We start from the raw sequence: 20,138 nt of genomic DNA, 5'->3' as shown, positions 1-20,138 counted from the left end.
GCGTTGAATTGACCGGCCCCTTCGCGAGCAGGCTCGCTCCCACAGGTTGATCGCATTTCAAATGTGGGAGCGAGCCTGCTCGCGAAAGCGTCAGCCCAGCCATCTCAAAACTTACTGCCCGACTGCCACACTCGCCGGCGCCTGCGTCGGCGTGACAATGCTGCCCAGATCAATGTGCTTCCACTCAGGCTTGGCCCCCAACCGCGCGTTGAAGCGATAGTTGAAGGTGAATTCATCCGCCGTCGCGACACTCAGTGGTTTGCCATAAACCGCCTCGATCCCCGCCAGGTCGTAGCCCATCAACTGCAACAGCGTCGGGAAGATGTTGTAGTGACTGGAACGATCCTTGTTCGCCGCCAGTTGTGCCGACCAGTCCAGCGTTTTCAGATCGCTGCCCTGAATCACCACCAGCGGCACCAATCCTTCCTCCTCCACTGGATCGCCACCGCAGTGAGTGTTCAAGCCCGGATTACCGCGCTCATGCAAATCCTGGCCATGATCAGAGGTATAGATCAGCAGCGCATTGTTCAGATTGCCCTGGGCGAACACCCGCGCAAAGAACTCGCCGACGTTCCACAACACAGTGTTCTTGTAGGCATTGCGGTACAGCACCCAGTCATCCGGCTGACCATTGAAACCGTTGCGCTCGCCGGTATCCGCTACCTCGGTGAACTGCCCGCGCGGCAAGGTCGGGCGGTAGGCCATGAACGCATCGGGATATTTGTCGTGCACCGGGAAGTGCGCGCCGACCTTGTTGATCACCACCAGCTCCGGCGTGTCATCGTTGAGCAATTCGATGAGCTTCGCCGCTGCCGCCATGTCGCGATCGCGCACGCTGGTCTGGTCGAATTGCACGAACTGGTCGATGTCCTTCTTTTCGGTATCGGTCATCAGATTCTGCAGATTGCCGGCGGTGCGCTGGGCGTCGATGTAGACGGTGCGCAGCCCGGCCTTTTTGGCGTACTGCCAGATCGATGGCAACGTTGTGTTGATGCGCATGTAATCGGCGCGGGTACCGCCGTAGCGCAGGGTCACGTTGGTGTCGGCGCTGCAATTGGCGATGGACGCGGCGTAGCCGTAATTGAAGATATCGACGCCGGGACGCGCCTGTTTGAGGTTGCTGTGCACGCCGAACGGCGCGTTGATGTCCAGGTAATTGCCGGAGATGCTTTCGTCGATGATCAGCACGATGTCATGGCCGACGGCTTGCGAGGTGCGCGCCAGTGTCACCGGTTCGCGCGGGCCGACCGTGTTATGCAGCGCTTCGTAGGCAAACAGATTCAGATAGGCCAGCGGCGTGTACATGATCGGTAAGCCACGGGCGCCCTCTCCCGCACGCAAGAACAGCACCGCACTGAGCAGCAACACGCCGCACACCGGCGCCGCCACACGTAACGCGTTGGGAATCGCCAGCCCATGGCGGGGTTTCAGGCCGATGCCGAACAGCAACAGCAAACCGCTGAGCACGCCACGCAGGAGCGCGTCCCGGTACTGGTACGCCGCTTCCTGGATGAAACCGCCGGAGTAAACCAATGAGACAAAACCGCTGTAGGTCAGGTAATCCGCCGTGACCCGGGTATAGACATCGAAAAACACTGCCGAAACAAACATTGCCAATGCGAACACGTGGCGAATGAGAGTCTGCCTTATATACGCCGTTAGATATAACGCAAAAGTAAGCGCCAAAAACATCGCGCCAAAAAGAAGTACAGCAAAACCGAGGCCGATAGCATTTAACCGATCAATGTAATATTCGGAATACATCAACAAATAAACAATTAAGAACAATTCTTTGGCATATCTGAACATGGCGATACCGATCGGGCAAAACGGCAGGGAGTCAAAGGTTTGTCAGTCAGAACCTGACACTAGCACCCGGCCATCAAAGCGCAAGAATTGACTGTTTTATCAGGGAGAGCGTCAAAAAACCGGTGACTCAAATCTGACACATCGACGACGCCACAAGCCTTTAAATTAGCGGCTTTCGACCGTTTATCGCATATTTGAAATCTGAACAAATCTGCACAAAAGCAACAAATTCAATCGCAGCAATGACTTGATGGCCAATCGCCAAAAAATGCTCAAGTGTTATACCGATGCAACATGTCATTTTGCTGACACGCTTTTCAAACGCTGCGCTATACCCCTTTAACTATCTCATTCCGTAGTTAACTTTTTGGTGTTATTGAGGTGCGCAGATGGACGTGAGCGTATTTGGCACTGGCTATGTCGGACTTATACAAGCCGCCGCACTTGCAGATGTCGGTCATCGGGTTTTATGCGTGGACATTGACCCAAACAAAATTAAACAACTGCAACAAGCAGTACCGCCCATTAGCGAGCCAGGTTTATCGAGCACGCTCGAGGAAAACATCAAGGCCGGCCGGCTGTTGTTCAGCACCCAGGCCAGTGACGCGGTCGAGCATGCCGAGCTGATCTTCATCGCCGTCGGCACCCCGGCCGATGAGGATGGCTCTGCCGACCTCAGCCACGTGCTCAACGTCGCCCGGCAAATCGCCTCGCACATGGAGGCTGATCGCACATTGATCATCAAATCGACGGTGCCGGTCGGCACGGCGGATCAAGTACTCGCCGCCGCCAACAGCGAATTGCTGCGTCGCCGCAAGACTGATCTGCAAGTGCGGGTGGTGTCCAACCCGGAATTCCTCAAGGAAGGCAGCGCCCTCGCCGACTGTATGCGCCCGGACCGGATCATCGTCGGCACCGGCGACGACGCAGCCCGCGAGCAGATGAGCGAGCTGTACGCACCCTTTTGCCGCAACCACGAAAAACTGATGTTCATGGACAACCGCAGCGCCGAGCTGACCAAGTACGCGGCCAACGCCATGCTCGCGACGCGCATCAGCTTCATGAACGAGTTGGCCAACCTCACCGAACTGCTTGGCGCCGACATCGAAGCGGTGCGCAAAGGCATCGGCTCTGATCCGCGCATCGGTTACCACTTCATCTATCCGGGCTGCGGCTTCGGTGGCTCATGCTTTCCCAAGGACCTGCGCGCCCTGCTGCACACCGCCGAACACAACGGCATGCCGCTGAAACTGCTGCGCAGCGTCACCGACGTCAACGACCTGCAGCGGCATATCCTGTTCAGCAAACTCAAAACACAGTTCCCGCAAGGGCTGGCCGGCAAGTCCATCGCGATCTGGGGCCTGGCGTTCAAACCGAACACCGATGACATGCGCGAAGCCCCGAGCCGTTATCTGATGGATGCGCTGTGGGCCGAGGGTGCCAGCGTGCAGGCTTACGACCCGGAAGCGATGTCCGAATGCCGGCGCATTTACGGTTATCGCAACGACCTGCACCTGTGCGCCACCCGTGACGACACCCTCGAAGACGCTGATGCACTGGTGATCTGCACCGAGTGGAAAAACTTCCGCGTGGTCGATTTCGAACTGCTCGCCGAAAAACTGCGTTCAAAGGTCATCATCGACGGTCGCAACCTGTACAACCCGGAACAAGTGGCAGCCGCCGGCCTGCATTACAGCGGCATCGGTCTGCGCCACATTGCCCCTGAAGGACTGCGGCCATGAAGGTGCTGGTCACCGGTGCGGCCGGTTTCATTGGTGCCCATTGCGTGTTGCGGTTGCTGCACGACGGGCACGCGGTGGTCGGTCTGGACAATTTCAACGGCTACTACGACCCGCAACTCAAGCACGACCGCGTGCAGTGGGTACGCGAGCAGGCCGGCGATTTCCAGCTCGCGACGGTTGACCTGGCCGATGCCTCGGCCATCGAAGCACTGTTTGTCCGCGAACGTCCGCAAGTGGTGATTCACCTGGCGGCGCAGGCCGGGGTGCGTTACTCGCTGGAGAATCCACGGGCGTATCTGGACAGCAACCTCAACGGTTTCCTCAACATTCTGGAGAGCTGCCGGCATCACCCGGTCGAGCATCTGATCTACGCCTCGTCGAGTTCGGTGTACGGCGCCAACCAGCACACGCCGTACTCGGTGCAGGACGGCGTTAATCACCCGCTGTCGCTGTACGCCGCCACTAAAAAAGCCAACGAGCTGATGGCGCACAGTTACAGCCATCTGTTCGGCATTCCCTGCACTGGCCTGCGCTTTTTCACCGTATACGGGCCGTGGGGCCGGCCAGACATGTCGCCGATCCAGTTCGCCCGGGCGATCAGCGAAGGCACGCCGCTGAAGCTGTTCAACTACGGCGAGCACCAGCGCGACTTCACCTACATCGACGACATCATCGAAAGCATCGCCCGCCTTATCGAGCAGCCACCGCAGGTCAATCCGCAGTGGGATCGCGAGCAGCCCGACCCGGCCAGCAGCATGGCGCCGTGGCGCTTGTTCAACATCGGCGGGCAGCACCCGATCGAGCTGAAAACCTATCTGGCGCTGCTGGAAAAGCACCTCGGTCAGACCGCCATTGTCGAGTTGCTGCCGCTGCAACCGGGCGACGTGCTCAACACTTGCGCCGAGGCCAGCGATCTGGCCCAGGCTACCGGATTTCAGCCCCGGATAGAGCTGGATGAGGGACTCGGGCGCTTTATCGCCTGGTTCCGCGACTACTACCCCACTGCCTATCGCCCACGCGCCGTTCGCGGCTGAATTCATGTGGAGGACTCCATGACTGGACATGAGAAAGGTGTACCGATCCTAGAAATGCGCCGCGACAAGCGCGTGGATCCCGAGCACCGAATGCGTCTCGACGCGGCGATTCATCGCCAGGGTCGCGGCTGGTTCACCGGCCGCGACGGCGGTCGGCCATGGCAACTGTCACGCACCAATCGCGTGGTCGCCTGCCTTGGGGCGCTGCTGATCCTGGTGCTGATTTCCCCGCTGTTGCTGGGTCTGGCGCTGGTCATCAAGTTCAGCAGCCCAGGTCCGGTGATGTTCGTGCAGAAACGCACCGGTTATCGCGGGCGCAAATTCGGCATGTACAAATTCCGCACCATGGTCGCCAACGCCGAAGACTTGAAAGAATCGCTGCGCCACCTCAACAAACACGGTGCCGACGCGATCGATTTCAAGATCGACCACGACCCGCGCATCACCCGCATCGGCGGTTTCCTGCGGCGCACCAGCCTTGATGAACTGCCCAACCTGATCAATGTAGTGACCGGCGACATGCGCCTGGTCGGCCCGCGTCCGACCTCGTTCAACGCCTACCGCTACAAGGACAATCACCTCGCGCGTCTGGCGATCTACCCCGGCATGACCGGCCTGTGGCAGATCTCCGGACGCAGCAATATCGACTTCGACCAGCGCGTTGAGTTGGACCTCAGCTACATCGCCGAGCAGAGCCTTCTGCTTGATCTGAAGATTCTGTTGAAAACCCCCTTCAAAGTATTCAGCGGCCACGGAGCAAGCTAATGGACGGTTCAACCAACAAAAGCCTGAGCATCGCCACCCCCAGCGAATCGAACCTGACCTCGACCGTGCTGGATCTCGATCTGCGGATCCTGTTCCTGACCGCCGCCAACCCCGGCTCAGGCACCACCACCAGTGCGCTGGCGCTGGCCAGCCAACTGGCGCAAATGAGCAGCGGCCAAGTGCTGCTGGTCGATGCCAGTCAGTCGGCGAGCAATCTCACCCAGCAGTTGAACCTGAGCAAGGAGCGCGGTCTGCGCGACTTGCTGTTCAACCCCGACAAACCGCCGCTGTTGCAGGACTGCGTAGTGCAGGTCTCAAGCCTGCCGTTCCACGTGCTGCCCAACGGCCGGCCGATCCGCACCCTGGAACACCTGACCGCCGAGCGGCTGAGCCCGTTGCTTGATCAATTGGGCAGCCAGTACCGCTTTGTGGTGATCGATGGCGACGCGGTGTACTCCGACGCCGACACGCTGGTGATCAGCACGCAAGTCGATGGCGTGGTGCTTGTCGTACGCGCCGAAGACACCCGCAGGGAAGTCGCGCAAGCCGCCGTGCAACGCCTGACTCAGGCCGGGGCAAAAGTGGTCGGTAGCGTGTTCAACCGGCGCAAGTACTACATGCCCAAATGGCTTTACAAAAACCTGTAAGCAAACGCAAAGGATGACGCCATGAACGCCAAAATGCTTGTCCTGCTGTTGCTGCCGCTTGCAGGCTGCTCCAGCAATTCCGACACCCGCAACATGCCGGTGAATATCCTCACCGCCACACCGGCCAATGCGCAAGCCACCGACATGCCGAGGGTCGAGCAGACCCTGCGCCCGAAAGACGTGCTGGATGTGATTTTCCACATCAGTACCAGCGGCTCGGACGCTTACCGCGTGCAGTCGGGTGACCAGATCGGCCTGAACTTCACCGCCGCCAGTCAGCTCAACGGCACGCAACTGGTGCTGCCTGACGGCACCATCGAACTGCCGGGCGCCAACACCTCGGTGAAAATTGCCGGACTGACCAGCGACGAGGCGCGGCAGGAAATCCAGCGCGCCTATCAACGCAAGCAGCTGTTCCAGCCCAACCGCAATCAGCTCTCGGTGCAGATTCTGAGCCCGCTGAGCAACGAGCAAAACCTTAAAAGCGCGCTGAACCACCCGGCCACCGGCATGAGCCGCGAAATCACCGTCGGCACCGATGGCTATGCGAGTTTTCCGGAAATCGGCGCCGTGCCGCTGCAAGGCATGACCGTCAATCAACTGGAAACCTTCCTCAACAGCAAGTACGCGCAACTGCCAGGACGGATGACGGTGGATGTGCTGCTGAAATCCACCGCTGGCAACGAGATCTACGTGCTCGGCGAAGTCGCTCAACCGGGCTCGTACCCGATCCGCCGGCCGGTGTCGGTGCTTGAGGCGCTGACTCTGGCGCGCGGTACCAATGTCAAGGCGCGTCTCGATTCGGTAGTGATCATGCGGCGCAACGGCAATCAGGTTCAGGCCATGAACTACGACGTCGAGAAAGCGCTGTCGGGCGATGCGCCACAGATCGCCTACCTGCAACCGGACGACATGCTCTACGTACCGAAAACCAAACTGGCCAGCGCCGGCGAACTCGCCCGCCAACTGGCCGATGTGGTGCTGTTCCAGGGCGTGGGGTTCAGCTTCGGCTACCGCGTCGACAACAAAGGCAGTGACAACTGACTCTCAGGTGAACGACATGAACCCAAAAGAAAATTACCTGCACGAGTTCTTCAGGATTTTCTTCGCCAACAAGCAACTGGTGAAGCGCATCTTCCTGATCTTTGCAGTGATCGCGCTGTTGCTGCCGCTGTTGCTCAAACAGAGCTTCGATATCACCGCGCAGGTGATCGTGCAGTCGAAAAAACTCTCCCAGGGCGATGCGACCACCTCGCTGACCCAGGACAACGCCACTTTCATTCCGCCATCGCTGGCGGACATGGAAACCGAAAGCAATATCCTCCGTTCGCCGGCGCTGATTCGTCAGACCATCAGCGAACTGCGCGACCAGGGTCAGTACAACCCGCCGCCGGGGATGCTCAGCAAGCTGGCCGAACCGTTCAAGCGTTACGTCAGCACGCCGCTGCGCGAATACGTGATCAATCCGCTGCGTGATGCACTGAGCATGGAAACCGATCCGGTGCGCGACACGGTGCTGGATGGCTTGACCCAGGAAGCCATCGACAATCTGAAGATCGAAACCCTGCCGGGTTCCAATGTCATCTCGATCGTCTACAGCTTCCCTGATCCTGCCCAAGGCACGACGTTCGTTGCCACGCTGTTGCGCAACTATCTGGTCGATCGCCAGGCCTTGCAATCGATCGAGCTGCCGCAATCGTTCTACGAGACCAAGAAGCATCAGTATCAGGTCCGCCTCGACGGTCTGGAAGGCGCACGGTTGAGCCTGTTGGAAAGCGTCGGTTCGTCCGATCCGAAAGAGGAAATCACCTTTCGCCTCAACGCGATCAACACCGAAGAGCAGGCACTCAACCTGTATCGCGATCGCTTGCTGCAAAGCCAACGCTGGCTCGATTACCTGAAAACCAGCCTGGCCACCGCCAACACCAACAAACTCAATGACTACACCTTTCCGTTCACCTTCACGACGACGGTCGACAACATCGCGTTCGAAGACCGCGAGATCAGGCAGATGGGCGAGGCGCTGACCACTCAGGTCAGCCGCTATATGAACGACCTGGCGATATTTCAGCCCAGCAGCGAACCGATGTTGCTGGCCCGCGAGCAAATTGCCCGCACACGCCAACAATTCCTCAAAGTGGTCAACAACCGCATCCAGGAACGCACGATCGACCTGTCGGTGGTCAGCCAGGTCATCGAGCAGAAAACCGCGCGCATTGCCGAGTTCAAGAATCGCATCCATCAATTGCAGCAGACCCAAAGCAAGCTGCGCCAGATGGACACCGAGATCGGCGCATTGCACGCAGCGTTCTCAACCTATGCGCAACGCTTTGCCGAAAGCAGCACGACGCGCGCGCTGGATAACGACTTGTCCAACGCCCGTGTCTTGAGTCCGCCGTATGAACCGACCGAGGCGGCGTTTCCGAAACCGATGCTGATCATCCCATTCGGCCTGCTCACCGGACTGCTGCTGGCCATTGCCTTCGTCTATGTACGTGAGTTCTTCGATCACCGCTTCAAGCATCCGGCGCAAATCAGCCATGAACTGGGCCTGCCGGTGCTATTGGTGCTCAACGAAGAAACGTCGCAGCCGGGCAATCCGCACAAGAACTGGACCGTGCCGAGCCTGGTTCACTGGGTGCGCAATTGAACGCGGCGTCCACCCCGTGCGTCGCCCTGCCGATCATTCACTTGCTCAGCAGCGGCGGCTTCTACGGAGCCGAGCGGATGTTGCTGGATCATTGCCTGGCGACGCCGGGGCAGCACCAGGTGCTGTTCCTCGACGGGCCACCAGAGCTGATCGAGCGCTTTCGCCAGGCCGGGGTGGACGCTCGCGCCTGTGCCGGGCTCGGCGGACTGCTGTGGCACTTGCATCAGTGCCGTGGTGACAAGCCGTTGCTCAACACGCACAACTTCAAAGGGCTAGTGTTCGGCTGGGTCGGCGCAGCTCTGTTGCGCCTGCCGCTGGTGATCACTCAGCACGGTTTCACCCCGCGCAGTCGCAAGCAGAAGTTCTACACCTGGCTAAGCCTGCAACTGTGCCGCACGGCCTCGGTGAAGCGAGTGGTCTGCGTCGCGCAAAGCATCGCTGTGCTGCACCGTCAGGCCGGCGTCCGTGCCGAGAAGTTGCAGGTGATTCCCAACGGTTTGCCAGCGGCGCCAGCGCTGCCGCCGGCGCTGGAACGACAGCGCTGGCTGGTCGGTTACGTCGGCCGGTTGAGCAGCGAGAAAGGCCCGGATCTGTTTCTCGACGCGCTGATTGCGTTGTGTCACCAGCATCCGCAACTGGACGCCGTGATGCTCGGTGACGGTCCGGAACGTGAGGCCTTGCAGGCGCGTATCGACGCTGCCGGTTTACCACAGCGGGTTCGCTTGCCGGGCTATCAAACGGCGATGCAAGGCTGGTGGCAGCAACTCGATGCGCTGGTGATCAGCTCGCGCACCGAGGGCACGCCGATGATTCTGCTCGAAGCGATGCAGGCCGGTGTGCCAGTGGTGGCGTTCGCGGTCGGTGGCATTCCCGATGTATTGCAGGACCGCCACAACGGCCTGCTCGCCGCACCGACCGATACCGCCGCCCTCGCCCGCCAGCTCGACACGTTGCTGGCCGAACCGAAGCTGGCCGCCCAACTGCGCGATAACGCCAGACGCACACAACAGGAACGCTACGACCTCAAGGCTTTGGCCGAACGCTGGTCGCAGCTGTACATCCACACGGCACGGGAGGCACGCGCATGATTTTCCCGCTCTCGATCGTCAGCCTGCTGGCACTGGTCTGCATGGCTTTGCTGGTCAGTCCTTATCCGTATCTGGCGCCGGGGGCAGTGCTGGGGCTGCTGGGTTTCACGGTGCTCTACCGCAAACCGGCCTGGGGCCTGCTGGGTATTGCCGCGCTGGTGCCGTTTGAAGGGTTCTTCAAGGACAGCGCGTTTTCCGGGAGCAAATTCCTCGGTGCTTCGCTGGCGCTGATCCTGGCGTTGCAACTGGCATTGCATCAGATTCCATCGCAGCGTCTGCGCAGCAATCTGTGGCGCTACCTGATCGGTTTCATGGCGCTGTACCTGCTGAGCCTGCTCGCCACCGACAATATGGGCATGTCACAGAGTCATCTGCGTGAGCTGAGCGTGGGCCTGATTCTGTTCGTGATCACTTTGTTGATCGGCCGCGAACTGAACCTCGATCTGTTCGCCCGGCTGGTCACGCTCAGCGTCAGCACGACCTGCGCGATGGCGATGTTTTCCAGCCGATTTCAGGACAAGGGCCGCGCCGCCGGCCTGCTCGAAGACCCGAATGCCTTTGCTCTGCTGATCGCCTTCGCCGTGCCGCTGGGCCTGCTGCTGGTGATTCGCAGCCCGAATCTGCTGCAGCGTTTGTTCTGGGCGGGCTGCTGCCTTTTGCTGCTCGGCGGCATGACCAAAACGGAGTCGCGCTCAGGCCTGGTGGTACTGGCCTTGAGTCTGGCGATCGGGGTCTGGCATTACCGCCAGCACCTCAACCGTATCCGTCCGCGGCATTTCGGATTCGCCATGCTCGGCGCCGCCATCGTGCTGCCATTGGCGATTTATGCGATGCCTGCCGGTTATCTGGCGCGCATCCAGTCGCTGAGTATCTTGAGCGCCGGGGCCAAGGCTCAGGATGAATCCCTCGGCCGTCGCGCCTCGTACATTGTCGTCGGCAGCCAGATCATCCGCGAGCATCCGCTGCTCGGCTCGGGCCCCGGAACCTTCCCGTTGCACTATGCGACCACCGGTTATGCCAAGGCATTCTCGGCCAACCGCAAGATCGGCGACCTGTATCGCCGGGCGCATAACACTTATCTGGAGATCTTCAGCGAATTGGGGATTCCCGCCGGCCTGCTGTTTGTCGGCATGCTCGTGCAGGGTTTCTACAACCTGATCCGCGCACGACGCGAATGGCTGCAACGGCGCGAGTGGCAGCACGCCGACCTGATCACCCATCTTGGAATGAGTTTTCTGTCGTTGACGTTGTTTCTGATGTTTCTCAGCGCGCCGAACCTGAAATACCTGTGGATCATGCTTGCACTGACCTGGGTGCTGCGCCTGAAAGCCGAGCAAGCGCCGCTGACGGAGGCCAAGGCATGAGCCGGATCAGCATCGTCATTCCGATGTACAACGAGGCACGGCACATCGGCCGCACCCTCCTGGCCGCTCGCAAAGCCGCGAACGCCGCCGACATCGACTGTGAGCTGATCGTCGTCGACAACGGTTCCACTGATGACGGGCCACAGATCGCCCGCGCATTCGGTGCACAGGTGCTGGTGCTGCCCGGCCTGCTGATCGGCGCCTTGCGCAATCGTGGCGCTACGGTTGCCAGCGGTGAATGGCTGGCGTTCATTGATGCCGATATCGAAATGCCCGAAAACTGGCTGAGCGAATTGTTCGCTCTCGAAGCGCAGAATCAGGGCGACATTTTTGGCTTGGATCTGCACACCCCCGCCGCCGCGCCGTGGTACGCGACCGCCTGGCAACGGCGCATGTTGCGTCCATCAGCGCACGCCAGTCGCACCGTGGACTGGCTGCCCAGCGCCAACCTGTTGATGCGCAAACGCTGGTTTGACGTCGTCGGCGGATTCAACGAAACCCTGCGCACCGGCGAAGACAAGGAATACACCTTGCGTCTGAGCACACAGGGCGCACGGCTGCTGTCGACCAGTAACAGCATCGCCCTGCATTGGGGCTACGAAATGAACTGGCGCGAGTGGATGGGCAAGGAGCTGTGGCGCCAGGGCAGCCACCTGCAGTTGCTGCGCACCCATGGCATGAGCCTGCGCCTGCTGCGTTTTCCGCTGCTGTCGTTGCTGGTCTGGATGACGGATTTTCTACTGATCGTTGCCTTGCTCGCCGGCCTCGCGCAGCTCGCGATAATCCTGCTGGTGCTGACCCTGCTGCCGAGTCTGACGCTCAGCGTGCGGCAGAGTATCAAGCACCACAATGCTCGCCTCACCTTGCAACTGTGGGGTCTGCACTGGTTACGCCTGCACCTGCCCAGCGCGGCACTTGTTCTCAGTCTGTGTCATTGGAACGCCAGGAGGCCCGCCCGTGGCTGAATTCATTTTTTGCCTGTGCCTGCTGCTGCCGGCGTACGCCTACATCGGCTATCCGCTGCTGCTGACCTTGCTGGCGCCGCTGTTCCCGGCCTGGCGGCACGCGCCGGCGCCGCCGCTGAACGTCAGCATCGTCATCGCCGCGCACAACGAGGCGCGACACATCGAGCACAAGTTGCGCACCCTGCTGGCCCAGGATTATCAACCGGCGACGCTGCAGATCATTCTCGCCAGCGACGGCTCGAGCGATGACACCGTGGCCTGCGCGCACAAAGTGATCGATCCGCGCATCACCGTCCTCGACCTGCCGCGCCAGGGCAAAGCCGCCACACTGAATGCCGGCGTTGCCGTGAGCAGCGGCGATATTCTGGTGTTCACCGACGCCGACAACCAATGGTCGCGCGACACCCTCGGCCATTTGCTCGCGCCGTTGAGCGATCCGCAGGTCGGTGCCTGCGCCGGGCATATGGTGATCCCGGTCACCGGTGGTGGCCTGAGTATTGGCGACAGCCTCTATCGGCATTACGAAGGCTGGTTACGCCGGGTCGAGAATCGCACCGGCTGCATGGTCTCCGCCGACGGCGCCCTGCTCGCCTTGCGCCGCGAGCTGTTCCAGAACGTACCGGCCGAGGTCAACGACGACTTCTTCATCAGTACCTGCGCGCCGGTCGCGCACAAACGCATCGTTTACGTACCCCAGGCGCAAGTGATCGACCAGGGCGTCGACGAAGCGGGCAAGCAATGGCGCCGCCGCCAGCGGGTCACCGTCGGTGGCCTGCAGAGCCTGGCGCAACGCAGCGCCCTGCTGAATCCGTTCAAGTACGGCCTTTATTCCATCGCGTTGATCAGCCACAAACTGATCCGCCGCCTCGCGCCGATTCTCTTGCTGCCGCTGCTGCTGAGCAATTTCTGGCTGTGGAACGAGCACGGTTTCTATCGCCTGAGCCTGGTCGCGCAATTGCTCGGTTACGCGGTGGCCATCGCCGGCCTGCTGGATTCGCAACACCGTTTGCCGAAGCCGTTCCGCCTCGCGGCGTTCCTGCTGGTGACGCTGGCCGGCATGAGCGTCGGTCTGTGGCAGTTCTTGCGCGGGCAACGTTACGCACAGTGGAATCCTGACCAGAATCGTTGAGAGGACTCATGCCATGGCGATCAAACAACTGCTAAAACGCACCAGCGGCTGGCTCTATCTCAACTCGTCAGTGGGCCGCAACCAGTTGCACGGTGCCGGGGTCATTCTGATGCTGCACCGGGTGCTGGCCAACGACCGTGCCGCCAACCTCCCGCACCGCAATGAACTGTGCGTCGGGCCCAAGGCCTTCGAGCATTTACTGCTGTGGCTGCGTCGGCATTTCGATTGCGTGCCGCTGATGGAAATCCTCCAGCCCAATTCGCTGCGCAGCGAGCGCCCACGGGTGGCGCTGACCTTTGATGACGGCTGGCGCGACAACGCCGTCAACGCCTTCCCGCTGCTGCAGAAACATCAGGTGCCGGCGAGCATTTTCCTCTCCACCGATTTCATCGGCAGCCGTCAGCGTTTCTGGTGGGAAAGCCTTGGCGAAACCCTGTGGGGCAGCCACGGGGAAAAAGCGCGGATGCACTTGATCGAGTGCCTGCAGTTCATGCATCACCCATTGCCGGTACTGCTCGATGACATCGATGTCGACCGCCGCAGCCTGGCGCTGCTGCATTTCCTCCAAGGGTTGAAGACGCTTGACCCGCAGAAACTGGAAAAACTCACCGATGAGTGCCCAGCCGAATCACAGCCGCAAGCGCTGGACTGGCATCAAGTGCGCGCGCTGGAGGCTTCCGGTCTGGTGCGCTTTGGCCCGCACGGTGCCAGCCACGCCATCCTCACCGGCCTTGATGATCAGCGCCTGAACGAAGAAATCAGCCGCAGCCGCGATGCCTTGTACAACGGCTGCAACCGCCCACTGCCGGTGTATTGCTACCCCAACGGCGACAACGATGAACGCGTGCGCGAGCAGATCGCCAATCACGATTATCCGTTCGCCCTCGGCACCGGCACCGGCATTTATCGCGGCGAAGGCGACCCGCTGAACCTACCGCGCTTCGGCATCAGTCAGCGCATCGCGTGCAATCCAGCGCTGTTGTCGTGGCGCATTTATCGCGGGGCACGGCCATGAGTCGCGGCAGCTACCTCAAGCATCTGGCCCTGAGCATGGGCACCAAACTGGCAATGATCGCCTTGCGCCTGCTGCGCAATGTGTTGCTGGCACGGATTCTCGGCCCGAGTGAACGCGGTTTGTTCGCCCTGCTCAGCACCTTGCCGGATCTGATCAGCGCGGCGACCAGCGGCGGCTTGAATTCGGCAGTCGGTTATCAAGCGGCCAATCAGCGGCCGATGGGCTTGTTGCTCGCTCAGGTGTTGGTGTTCGGTTGTCTTCTGGCCGGGCTGCTGACCTTGCTGGTGGTCGCGCTGGCCCGTGAGTTCGGCAGCGAACTCGATGTGACGATGCAGCTCGGTCTGCTGGCGTGGCTGTTGCTGCTGGCGGTGCCGTTGACCGTGCTTAAAAGCGGCTTGCTGACCTTGCACAACGCATCGGGCGGCGTGGTCGCCTTCAATGTTCTGCGTCTGATCGAATCCCTCGCGCCGCTGCTGTTGTTTGTCGCGCTGTTCTGGATGTGGAAGGAGGCAGCACTCGAAGCCGCGCTGATCAGTTGGCTGGCCGGCATCAGCCTGGTGGTGCTGGTCGGCTGGATGTGGCTCAAACGCGCACAACCGCTGCAACTGCAATGGGACCGTGCGAGCCAGAACGAACTGCTGCGATTCAGTGCGCGCAGCCATCCGGACCTGCTGTTTCAACAGATCATTCTGCGCTCCGACTACTTGTTCATCGGCGCCCTCCTCGGCAGTACCGCGCTCGGCCACTACGCCATGGCCAGCGCCGCCGCCGAACTGTTGCTGATCGTTCCGGAGGCAGTCACCACACCGCTGATGAAGCGACTGCTGCAACAGGACAAAGGCATGGACAAGGTCACGCCGTTGGCGCTGCGCCTGACCGCCACGGTGATGCTCGGCGCCTGCCTGACCATGGCAGTGATCGGCGAATGGCTGATCGTCACCCTGTTCGGTGCGGCGTATCAACCGGCGTATCCGGCGCTGCTCGCCTTGCTGCCCGGTCTGCTGGGCCTGTGCTATGCGAGCATTCTGCGCCTGGATCTGATTGGCAAGGATCGCCCCGGCACGGTGTCGTTGCTGATGGGCATCGGCGCGCTGCTCAACCTGGCGCTGAATCTGCTGTTGATTCCTGCCTTCGGCATTGTCGGTGCAGCGGCGGCGTCATCAATCGCTTATCTGGCGGTGACGGTGGCGATGCTGGTGCTTTATTGCCGCTTGAGCAACGTGCCGTTCTGGCAAACCTTGATCATCCTGCCCAGCGACCTCAGCCCGATGTGGTTGATGCTGCAACGTCGGAAGACAGCATGAAACGCCTGGCCCTGCTGTTCGGACTCGGCCTGACGCTGAACGCCTTCGCGGCGCCGATGCAGTGGGGCGATATCCGTGACGGCAGTTTGTATCTGCAAGCAGATCGCCCGGACACCGTGACAGTGCGCTGGGTTCCGGCGTGGCAGGCCGAGGCCAATGAAGAGCATATTTATCTGCTCGACGGTCAGGGCAAGTTGCAGGGTGAACGGCTGATCAAAGCCAGCGAAACTCGCGGTTCGCAGAGCTGGCCGTTGCTGCCCGGGGCTGCCAGTTATCGGCTGGAGATTCCCGGCTACAGCTTCCGCAGTTATCGCGTCGAGCATGACGATAAAACAGTGGCGCTGTTCAGCCCGGCCAAAGTGCATTTCAGTGTCGAAACCGGCAATGGCGATGAGCTGTTTTTCCAAGTGGCACCGGGAGAACACGCGGTGCTGAACGGCAAATACCATGGCGGGGTCAGCGCGCTGCAAGCCGAGCGCATGGACGATGGACAACAACGGTCGTTGGCCCTCAAGCCTTACCGCGCCTATTGGCAATTCGACCAAGTGGCCTTGCCGGTCAGCGACCAGCCCCAAGTCTGGCGCTTGCGCCTGCAGGGCAGCGGTAAAGCGGCATTCTGGCTCGACGGCACGGCCAATCTGTTTGCGCAAAATCCGCAGCAGCTCCAGCCCTTGCGTGAAGAGCCGGGCCAGGTACGCCTGACCCTGCACGATAAGGTCATCGGTCGCACCCCCGATCTGGGCATTGCCCTGCCCAATCTCATGCCGCCCACGGCCAGTCATGCCGCACTGGATGCCTTGAAACCGAGTGCGGCGAGTTATTACAGCTACGTTGACGTGACTTCGAAAAATACCCGTTTCGCAGACCCGGTTCGTCAGCTCTATCAGACTCGCTTCGGCATCCGCCAGGACATCACCCTGCTCGCTGGCACCGGGCGTCGGGCCGATCTGCGTGCCGACGTGCAAAGCAACAACGGCCTTGAGGCATGGCTCGCCGGCACTCGTGCCCTGGAGGGTCAAGGCACGCATTACATCGGTTTCGCCGACGAGCCGAACCTGAACTATTCGAGCTACGAAGATTATCGGGCGATTTTTGTCAGCATGGCCCGCCAGGTGCGCAGCGATCCGGCCAATGCCAAGGCCGGCGTACGCATCGCCATGCCGGCCAGCTCACGTTTTATCAACGGGCCGTTAGCCCGCAACGCAGCGGACAAGCGCGGCATCGATTGGGCGCGGCGTCTACTCAGTGAATCCGCCGATCAGGTCGATGCATTGGCCTGGCATGAATGGATGATTCGCGACTTGCTGGCGACCCGGGTCTACCGCGACAGCGTACGCCGCGCAGCAGACCTGGTGGGGCTGGACGCTAACGGTCAGCCACGCAAAGCGTTGCTGCTGGATCAGACCAATCTGTCCAGTGGCTCAGCCCTGAGCCCCTACGATCAGGAAACCCATTACACCGCGCTGTGGTGGGCCTCGGTGGTGATCAATGCTTCTCAGGACGGCCTGCTAAGCATGCTCAACTGGTTTCAGGCGGCCGACGAACCGCCCTACGGTAAGGGCATGGTGCGGGTGCTGGACAACGGTCGTTTTGAATTGAAACCGGTGGGCCTTGCCCAGCAATTCATCGCCCGGCATTGGCTGCCGCAAGTCCTGCAACTGGATAACGACGCTTTTGAGGTGGATGTCCTGGCGATGGCCGGCGACGAGCAGCGCGCACTGCTCGGGGTGAACAAAGGCACGCGCCTGCAACGCGTTGATCTGAGCGGCGCCAAGTGCCCGCTGAACCAAAGCGCCTTGCGTTTCTTCGGCGCTGACAATCGCAGCCGCGACATACCGTTTGCCTGCGAAAACGGGCGCATTCGTTTCGAATTACCGGGGCAAACCCTGTTTGCCCTGAACTGGAGCGCTTCATGAACCGCCCTTCGATGTTCTGTCCCGCGAGCGTCTTGCTGTGCGTGGGACCTTCAACAGGAGAAGAGACCATGGATGTTTTGCGAAGACTCAGCGGACATATCCGTCGTAAAGGCCTGCGAGCGACCTTGGCGAAGATCCGCAGAATGTACATTTTTGCCCATCAGGAACTGCTGTGGATGGAGCGCGATCTGGTCAGCCCCGTGCCGCCGCACAACCTCAAACCCTACCCGCCACTGCGCATGATGAAGATCACCGCAAACAACGTCAGCGCCTTTGCCCGCCACTTCGGCAACCGCGTCGGAGTCATGGCCGATTTGGCCAGTGACGGTCACACCGGGCATATGCATGTCGACGACAAAGGCGATGCCGTGGCGTTTATCTGGGGCACGCCGCGCGACTATTTCGATCGGCATTACTACCGTTGCCGGTTCCCGGTTAAACCCGGCGAATTTTTCGAGTTCGGCGGCGAACTGACCCGTGCCTATTGGGGCACCGAATTGTCGGTAGATCTGCAACTGCGCCTGTGGGAAGCCATGGCCTTGAAAGGCTGCCGCAAAGTGGTCGATGTCTGTGACTCGAGCAACGTCCCGGCGCTCAAGCTGCACCTGCGCATGGGCTATACCGAACAACAGCGGATCATGAATATCTACACGCTGTTCGGCCGCTGGCGCTTCTATCGCGAAACCCGCTACAGCGGCTCGCGTCTGGCGGCGCTGGGTAAAACTTCCCGTCCACCTGTCAAAGCAACGGCGGCCTGAACCCATGGTGATGCGATTCGAATGGCGCACGTCCCTGTGCGCTGCCGACTTCCCGGCGACGGCCTACGAAGCACTGCGCCCGCGCGTGGCCGACCACACGCCGTTCAACAACCTCGGCTGGTTGTGCGCGGCAGAGAAGGCCCTGGGCGAGGATCAGCGCCTGCACATTCTGCTCGGCTGGGAAGCCGAGCAATTGCTGCTGTGCCTGCCACTGGTGGCCAGCCGCGAACGCTTCGCTGGCGTACCGTTTCGCGTTTTGCATCACTTGGGTTATCCAATGGCCGATCGCCTGGCCCTGCTGTCGTTGCTCGGCAGCGAAGACATGCACAAGGCGCTGGTGCTGATCCGTAAGCATCTGCCCCATGCGCTGCTGCAACTCAACGAACTGTCGGAACCTGCCGGTGAAGAAAGTGCGCTCACCGAATGGATGGCGCGCAGTTCCACGGCTGAACGACGCCTGAGTTGCCGGGTGCCGGTGCATCTGATCAGCGACGCCGATCATCAGGAGATCTCCGGTGACCCGCGCTACAAGCTGCGTCGGGCACGCAAACGGATTGCCGCATGCGGTGCGCAAGTGCGGCGAATCATCCCCGATGCGCTGTCGATGCCTACGATTTTGGAAGCGCTGCAGGAAGTCGAGTCGGTCAGTTGGAAAGGTGACGAGGGCGTCGGGATTTTCGCCACCGAACGCAGTCATCAGTGGATGCAAAGCGCTTTCACCGCCCTCGCCGCTCAAGGCCTGGTGCGGGTCGTGACGCTGGAGCTGAACGGCCGCTGCATCAGCTATCGCCTCGGTCTGCTCGAACAGGGCCGGCTCTACGATTACAACCTGGCGTTTTTGCCGCAGTACGCCGACCTCGGTAGTGGCCGGGTATTGCTGGAGGAATGGATTCGTTGGGGGCTGGATGAGCACTGGCGCTGGATCGATGCGTCGCGGGTCAGCCTGGAAAATTCCAGCCATCAACTGCACGAACGCATGACCGGGCAACTGGAACACTGGCGCTGGAGTTTCTACTCATGGCGCCCGAGCGGTCTGCTACTGGGCCTGGGGCTACGCCTTTGGCACCACGTCAAACCGGCCCTGCAAAAATGGCGCGCACCGCGTGCCGGCAACTCGACAGCGGCGAACACATCCGAAATTCAACCGGCAACACCATCCAACACACCTGGGCTATCGCCTCGGAGGGCATCATGAGCGTCATCGAAAATCTGCTTCTGCGCATCAAACAAAAAGGCCTGCGCCGCACCCTTGGCGCGCTGTGGAAACGTTACGTGTTCGCTCACCGTGAACTGCTGTGGATGGAGCGCGACCTGGTCACGCCGATTGCCCCGAACAAACTGCGCCCCTGCGAAGGTTTGCGCAGAGTCGACATCACCGAGGACAACGCCAAGGCATTCGGCAAGTACTTTGGTGACCGCGTGGAGACCATGGCCGAACTGGCCGCTGAAGGACATACGGGGCACATGTACCTGGACCAGGACGATCACACCGTCGGGTTCGTCTGGGCCAGCACTCGCGACTATTACGACCGCCACTTCTACCGCTGCACGTTCCCGGTCAAGCCCGGTGAATACTTTCAGTTCGGTGCCGAAATTACCCGGCACTATTTCGGCAGTAGCTTGACCGTCGATGCACAGACCGCACTCTGGCAAGTCATGTCTGCCCGAGGCTTCAAAAAAGTCGTGGATATCTGCGACAACGCCAATGTACAGGCCCTGAAGATGCATATTCGCCTGGGCTATCAGGAACAAGGGCATATCACGCATGTTTACGACCTGTTCGGGCACTGGCGTTTCTTCCGCGAATCGAACTACAGCAACTCGAGACTGGAGGCACTGCGCAAGCCGGAAAGACCGGCAGTGACAGTGGCGGCGCAGGCTTGATTCAATCTCAGGATTTGTAGCGGTGGCGAGGCCGCCTTCGCGAGCAGGCTCGCTCCCACACTGGATCT

Annotated in this window: 17 protein-coding genes; 16 read left to right on the top strand and 1 reads right to left on the bottom strand. The window is 60.7% G+C overall.

What is annotated here, in order from left to right; all coding sequences use genetic code 11:
* Positions 1-111: 111 nt before the first annotated feature.
* Positions 112-1,809 (bottom strand): sulfatase-like hydrolase/transferase, encoded by a 1,698-nt coding sequence (locus QOM10_RS10915; protein ID WP_316918024.1) that lies wholly within the window; start codon positions 1,807-1,809, stop codon positions 112-114.
* 389 nt (positions 1,810-2,198) lie between these two features.
* Between QOM10_RS10915 and QOM10_RS10910 the strand changes: the two genes are divergently transcribed.
* The 16 genes from QOM10_RS10910 to QOM10_RS10835 all read left to right on the top strand — a co-directional run bounded on the left by QOM10_RS10910 (position 2,199) and on the right by QOM10_RS10835 (position 20,070).
* On the top strand, positions 2,199-3,551 hold the full coding sequence (locus tag QOM10_RS10910; RefSeq protein WP_316918023.1) for a UDP-glucose/GDP-mannose dehydrogenase family protein: 1,353 nt from the start codon (positions 2,199-2,201) through the stop codon (positions 3,549-3,551).
* Entirely contained in the window at positions 3,548-4,585 is a 1,038-nt protein-coding gene (locus QOM10_RS10905) for an NAD-dependent epimerase (protein WP_316918022.1), read from the top strand. The genes QOM10_RS10910 and QOM10_RS10905 overlap by 4 nt, the downstream gene beginning before the upstream one ends.
* A gap of 18 nt (positions 4,586-4,603) precedes the next feature.
* Entirely contained in the window at positions 4,604-5,350 is a 747-nt protein-coding gene (locus QOM10_RS10900; protein WP_038369594.1) for a sugar transferase, read from the top strand.
* The gene (locus QOM10_RS10895; RefSeq protein ID WP_316918021.1) at positions 5,350-5,997 is read left to right on the top strand and encodes a CpsD/CapB family tyrosine-protein kinase; all 648 of its coding nucleotides are present in this window, start codon (positions 5,350-5,352) and stop codon (positions 5,995-5,997) included. The genes QOM10_RS10900 and QOM10_RS10895 overlap by 1 nt, the downstream gene beginning before the upstream one ends.
* A gap of 21 nt (positions 5,998-6,018) precedes the next feature.
* On the top strand, positions 6,019-7,041 hold the full coding sequence (locus QOM10_RS10890) for a polysaccharide biosynthesis/export family protein (RefSeq protein ID WP_038369600.1): 1,023 nt from the start codon (positions 6,019-6,021) through the stop codon (positions 7,039-7,041).
* Positions 7,042-7,057: 16 nt separating this feature from the next.
* The gene (locus tag QOM10_RS10885) at positions 7,058-8,647 is read left to right on the top strand and encodes a GumC family protein (RefSeq protein ID WP_127926683.1); all 1,590 of its coding nucleotides are present in this window, start codon (positions 7,058-7,060) and stop codon (positions 8,645-8,647) included.
* Positions 8,644-9,735, top strand: a complete 1,092-nt coding sequence (locus QOM10_RS10880; RefSeq protein ID WP_316918020.1) for a glycosyltransferase family 4 protein — start codon at positions 8,644-8,646, stop codon at positions 9,733-9,735. The genes QOM10_RS10885 and QOM10_RS10880 overlap by 4 nt, the downstream gene beginning before the upstream one ends.
* Positions 9,732-11,099, top strand: a complete 1,368-nt coding sequence (locus QOM10_RS10875; protein WP_127926681.1) for an O-antigen ligase family protein — start codon at positions 9,732-9,734, stop codon at positions 11,097-11,099. Before QOM10_RS10880 ends, QOM10_RS10875 begins: the two co-directional genes overlap by 4 nt.
* On the top strand, positions 11,096-12,064 hold the full coding sequence (locus QOM10_RS10870) for a glycosyltransferase (protein WP_160039270.1): 969 nt from the start codon (positions 11,096-11,098) through the stop codon (positions 12,062-12,064). Before QOM10_RS10875 ends, QOM10_RS10870 begins: the two co-directional genes overlap by 4 nt.
* A complete protein-coding gene (locus QOM10_RS10865) occupies positions 12,057-13,193 on the top strand; it encodes a glycosyltransferase (protein WP_064392926.1) in 1,137 nt (378 codons plus the stop codon). The genes QOM10_RS10870 and QOM10_RS10865 overlap by 8 nt, the downstream gene beginning before the upstream one ends.
* A gap of 13 nt (positions 13,194-13,206) precedes the next feature.
* Complete coding sequence (locus QOM10_RS10860; protein WP_316918019.1) at positions 13,207-14,208, top strand: polysaccharide deacetylase family protein; 1,002 nt, start codon at positions 13,207-13,209, stop codon at positions 14,206-14,208.
* Positions 14,205-15,512, top strand: coding sequence for an oligosaccharide flippase family protein (locus QOM10_RS10855; RefSeq protein WP_316918018.1), 1,308 nt, complete (start codon positions 14,205-14,207; stop codon positions 15,510-15,512). The genes QOM10_RS10860 and QOM10_RS10855 overlap by 4 nt, the downstream gene beginning before the upstream one ends.
* Positions 15,509-17,428, top strand: a complete 1,920-nt coding sequence (locus QOM10_RS10850) for a hypothetical protein (protein ID WP_316918017.1) — start codon at positions 15,509-15,511, stop codon at positions 17,426-17,428. The genes QOM10_RS10855 and QOM10_RS10850 overlap by 4 nt, the downstream gene beginning before the upstream one ends.
* A 68-nt stretch (positions 17,429-17,496) precedes the next feature.
* Positions 17,497-18,186, top strand: a complete 690-nt coding sequence (locus QOM10_RS10845; RefSeq protein WP_316918016.1) for a GNAT family protein — start codon at positions 17,497-17,499, stop codon at positions 18,184-18,186.
* Positions 18,187-18,190: 4 nt separating this feature from the next.
* The gene (locus QOM10_RS10840) at positions 18,191-19,381 is read left to right on the top strand and encodes a GNAT family N-acetyltransferase (protein ID WP_316918015.1); all 1,191 of its coding nucleotides are present in this window, start codon (positions 18,191-18,193) and stop codon (positions 19,379-19,381) included.
* Positions 19,378-20,070, top strand: coding sequence for an N-acetyltransferase (locus QOM10_RS10835; protein WP_316918014.1), 693 nt, complete (start codon positions 19,378-19,380; stop codon positions 20,068-20,070). The genes QOM10_RS10840 and QOM10_RS10835 overlap by 4 nt, the downstream gene beginning before the upstream one ends.
* The last annotated feature ends 68 nt before the right edge of the window (positions 20,071-20,138 follow it).

Source organism: Pseudomonas sp. P108, assembly GCF_032613195.1.
Taxonomy (GTDB): domain Bacteria; phylum Pseudomonadota; class Gammaproteobacteria; order Pseudomonadales; family Pseudomonadaceae; genus Aquipseudomonas.
This window is presented reverse-complemented; position numbering and strand designations above follow the sequence as displayed.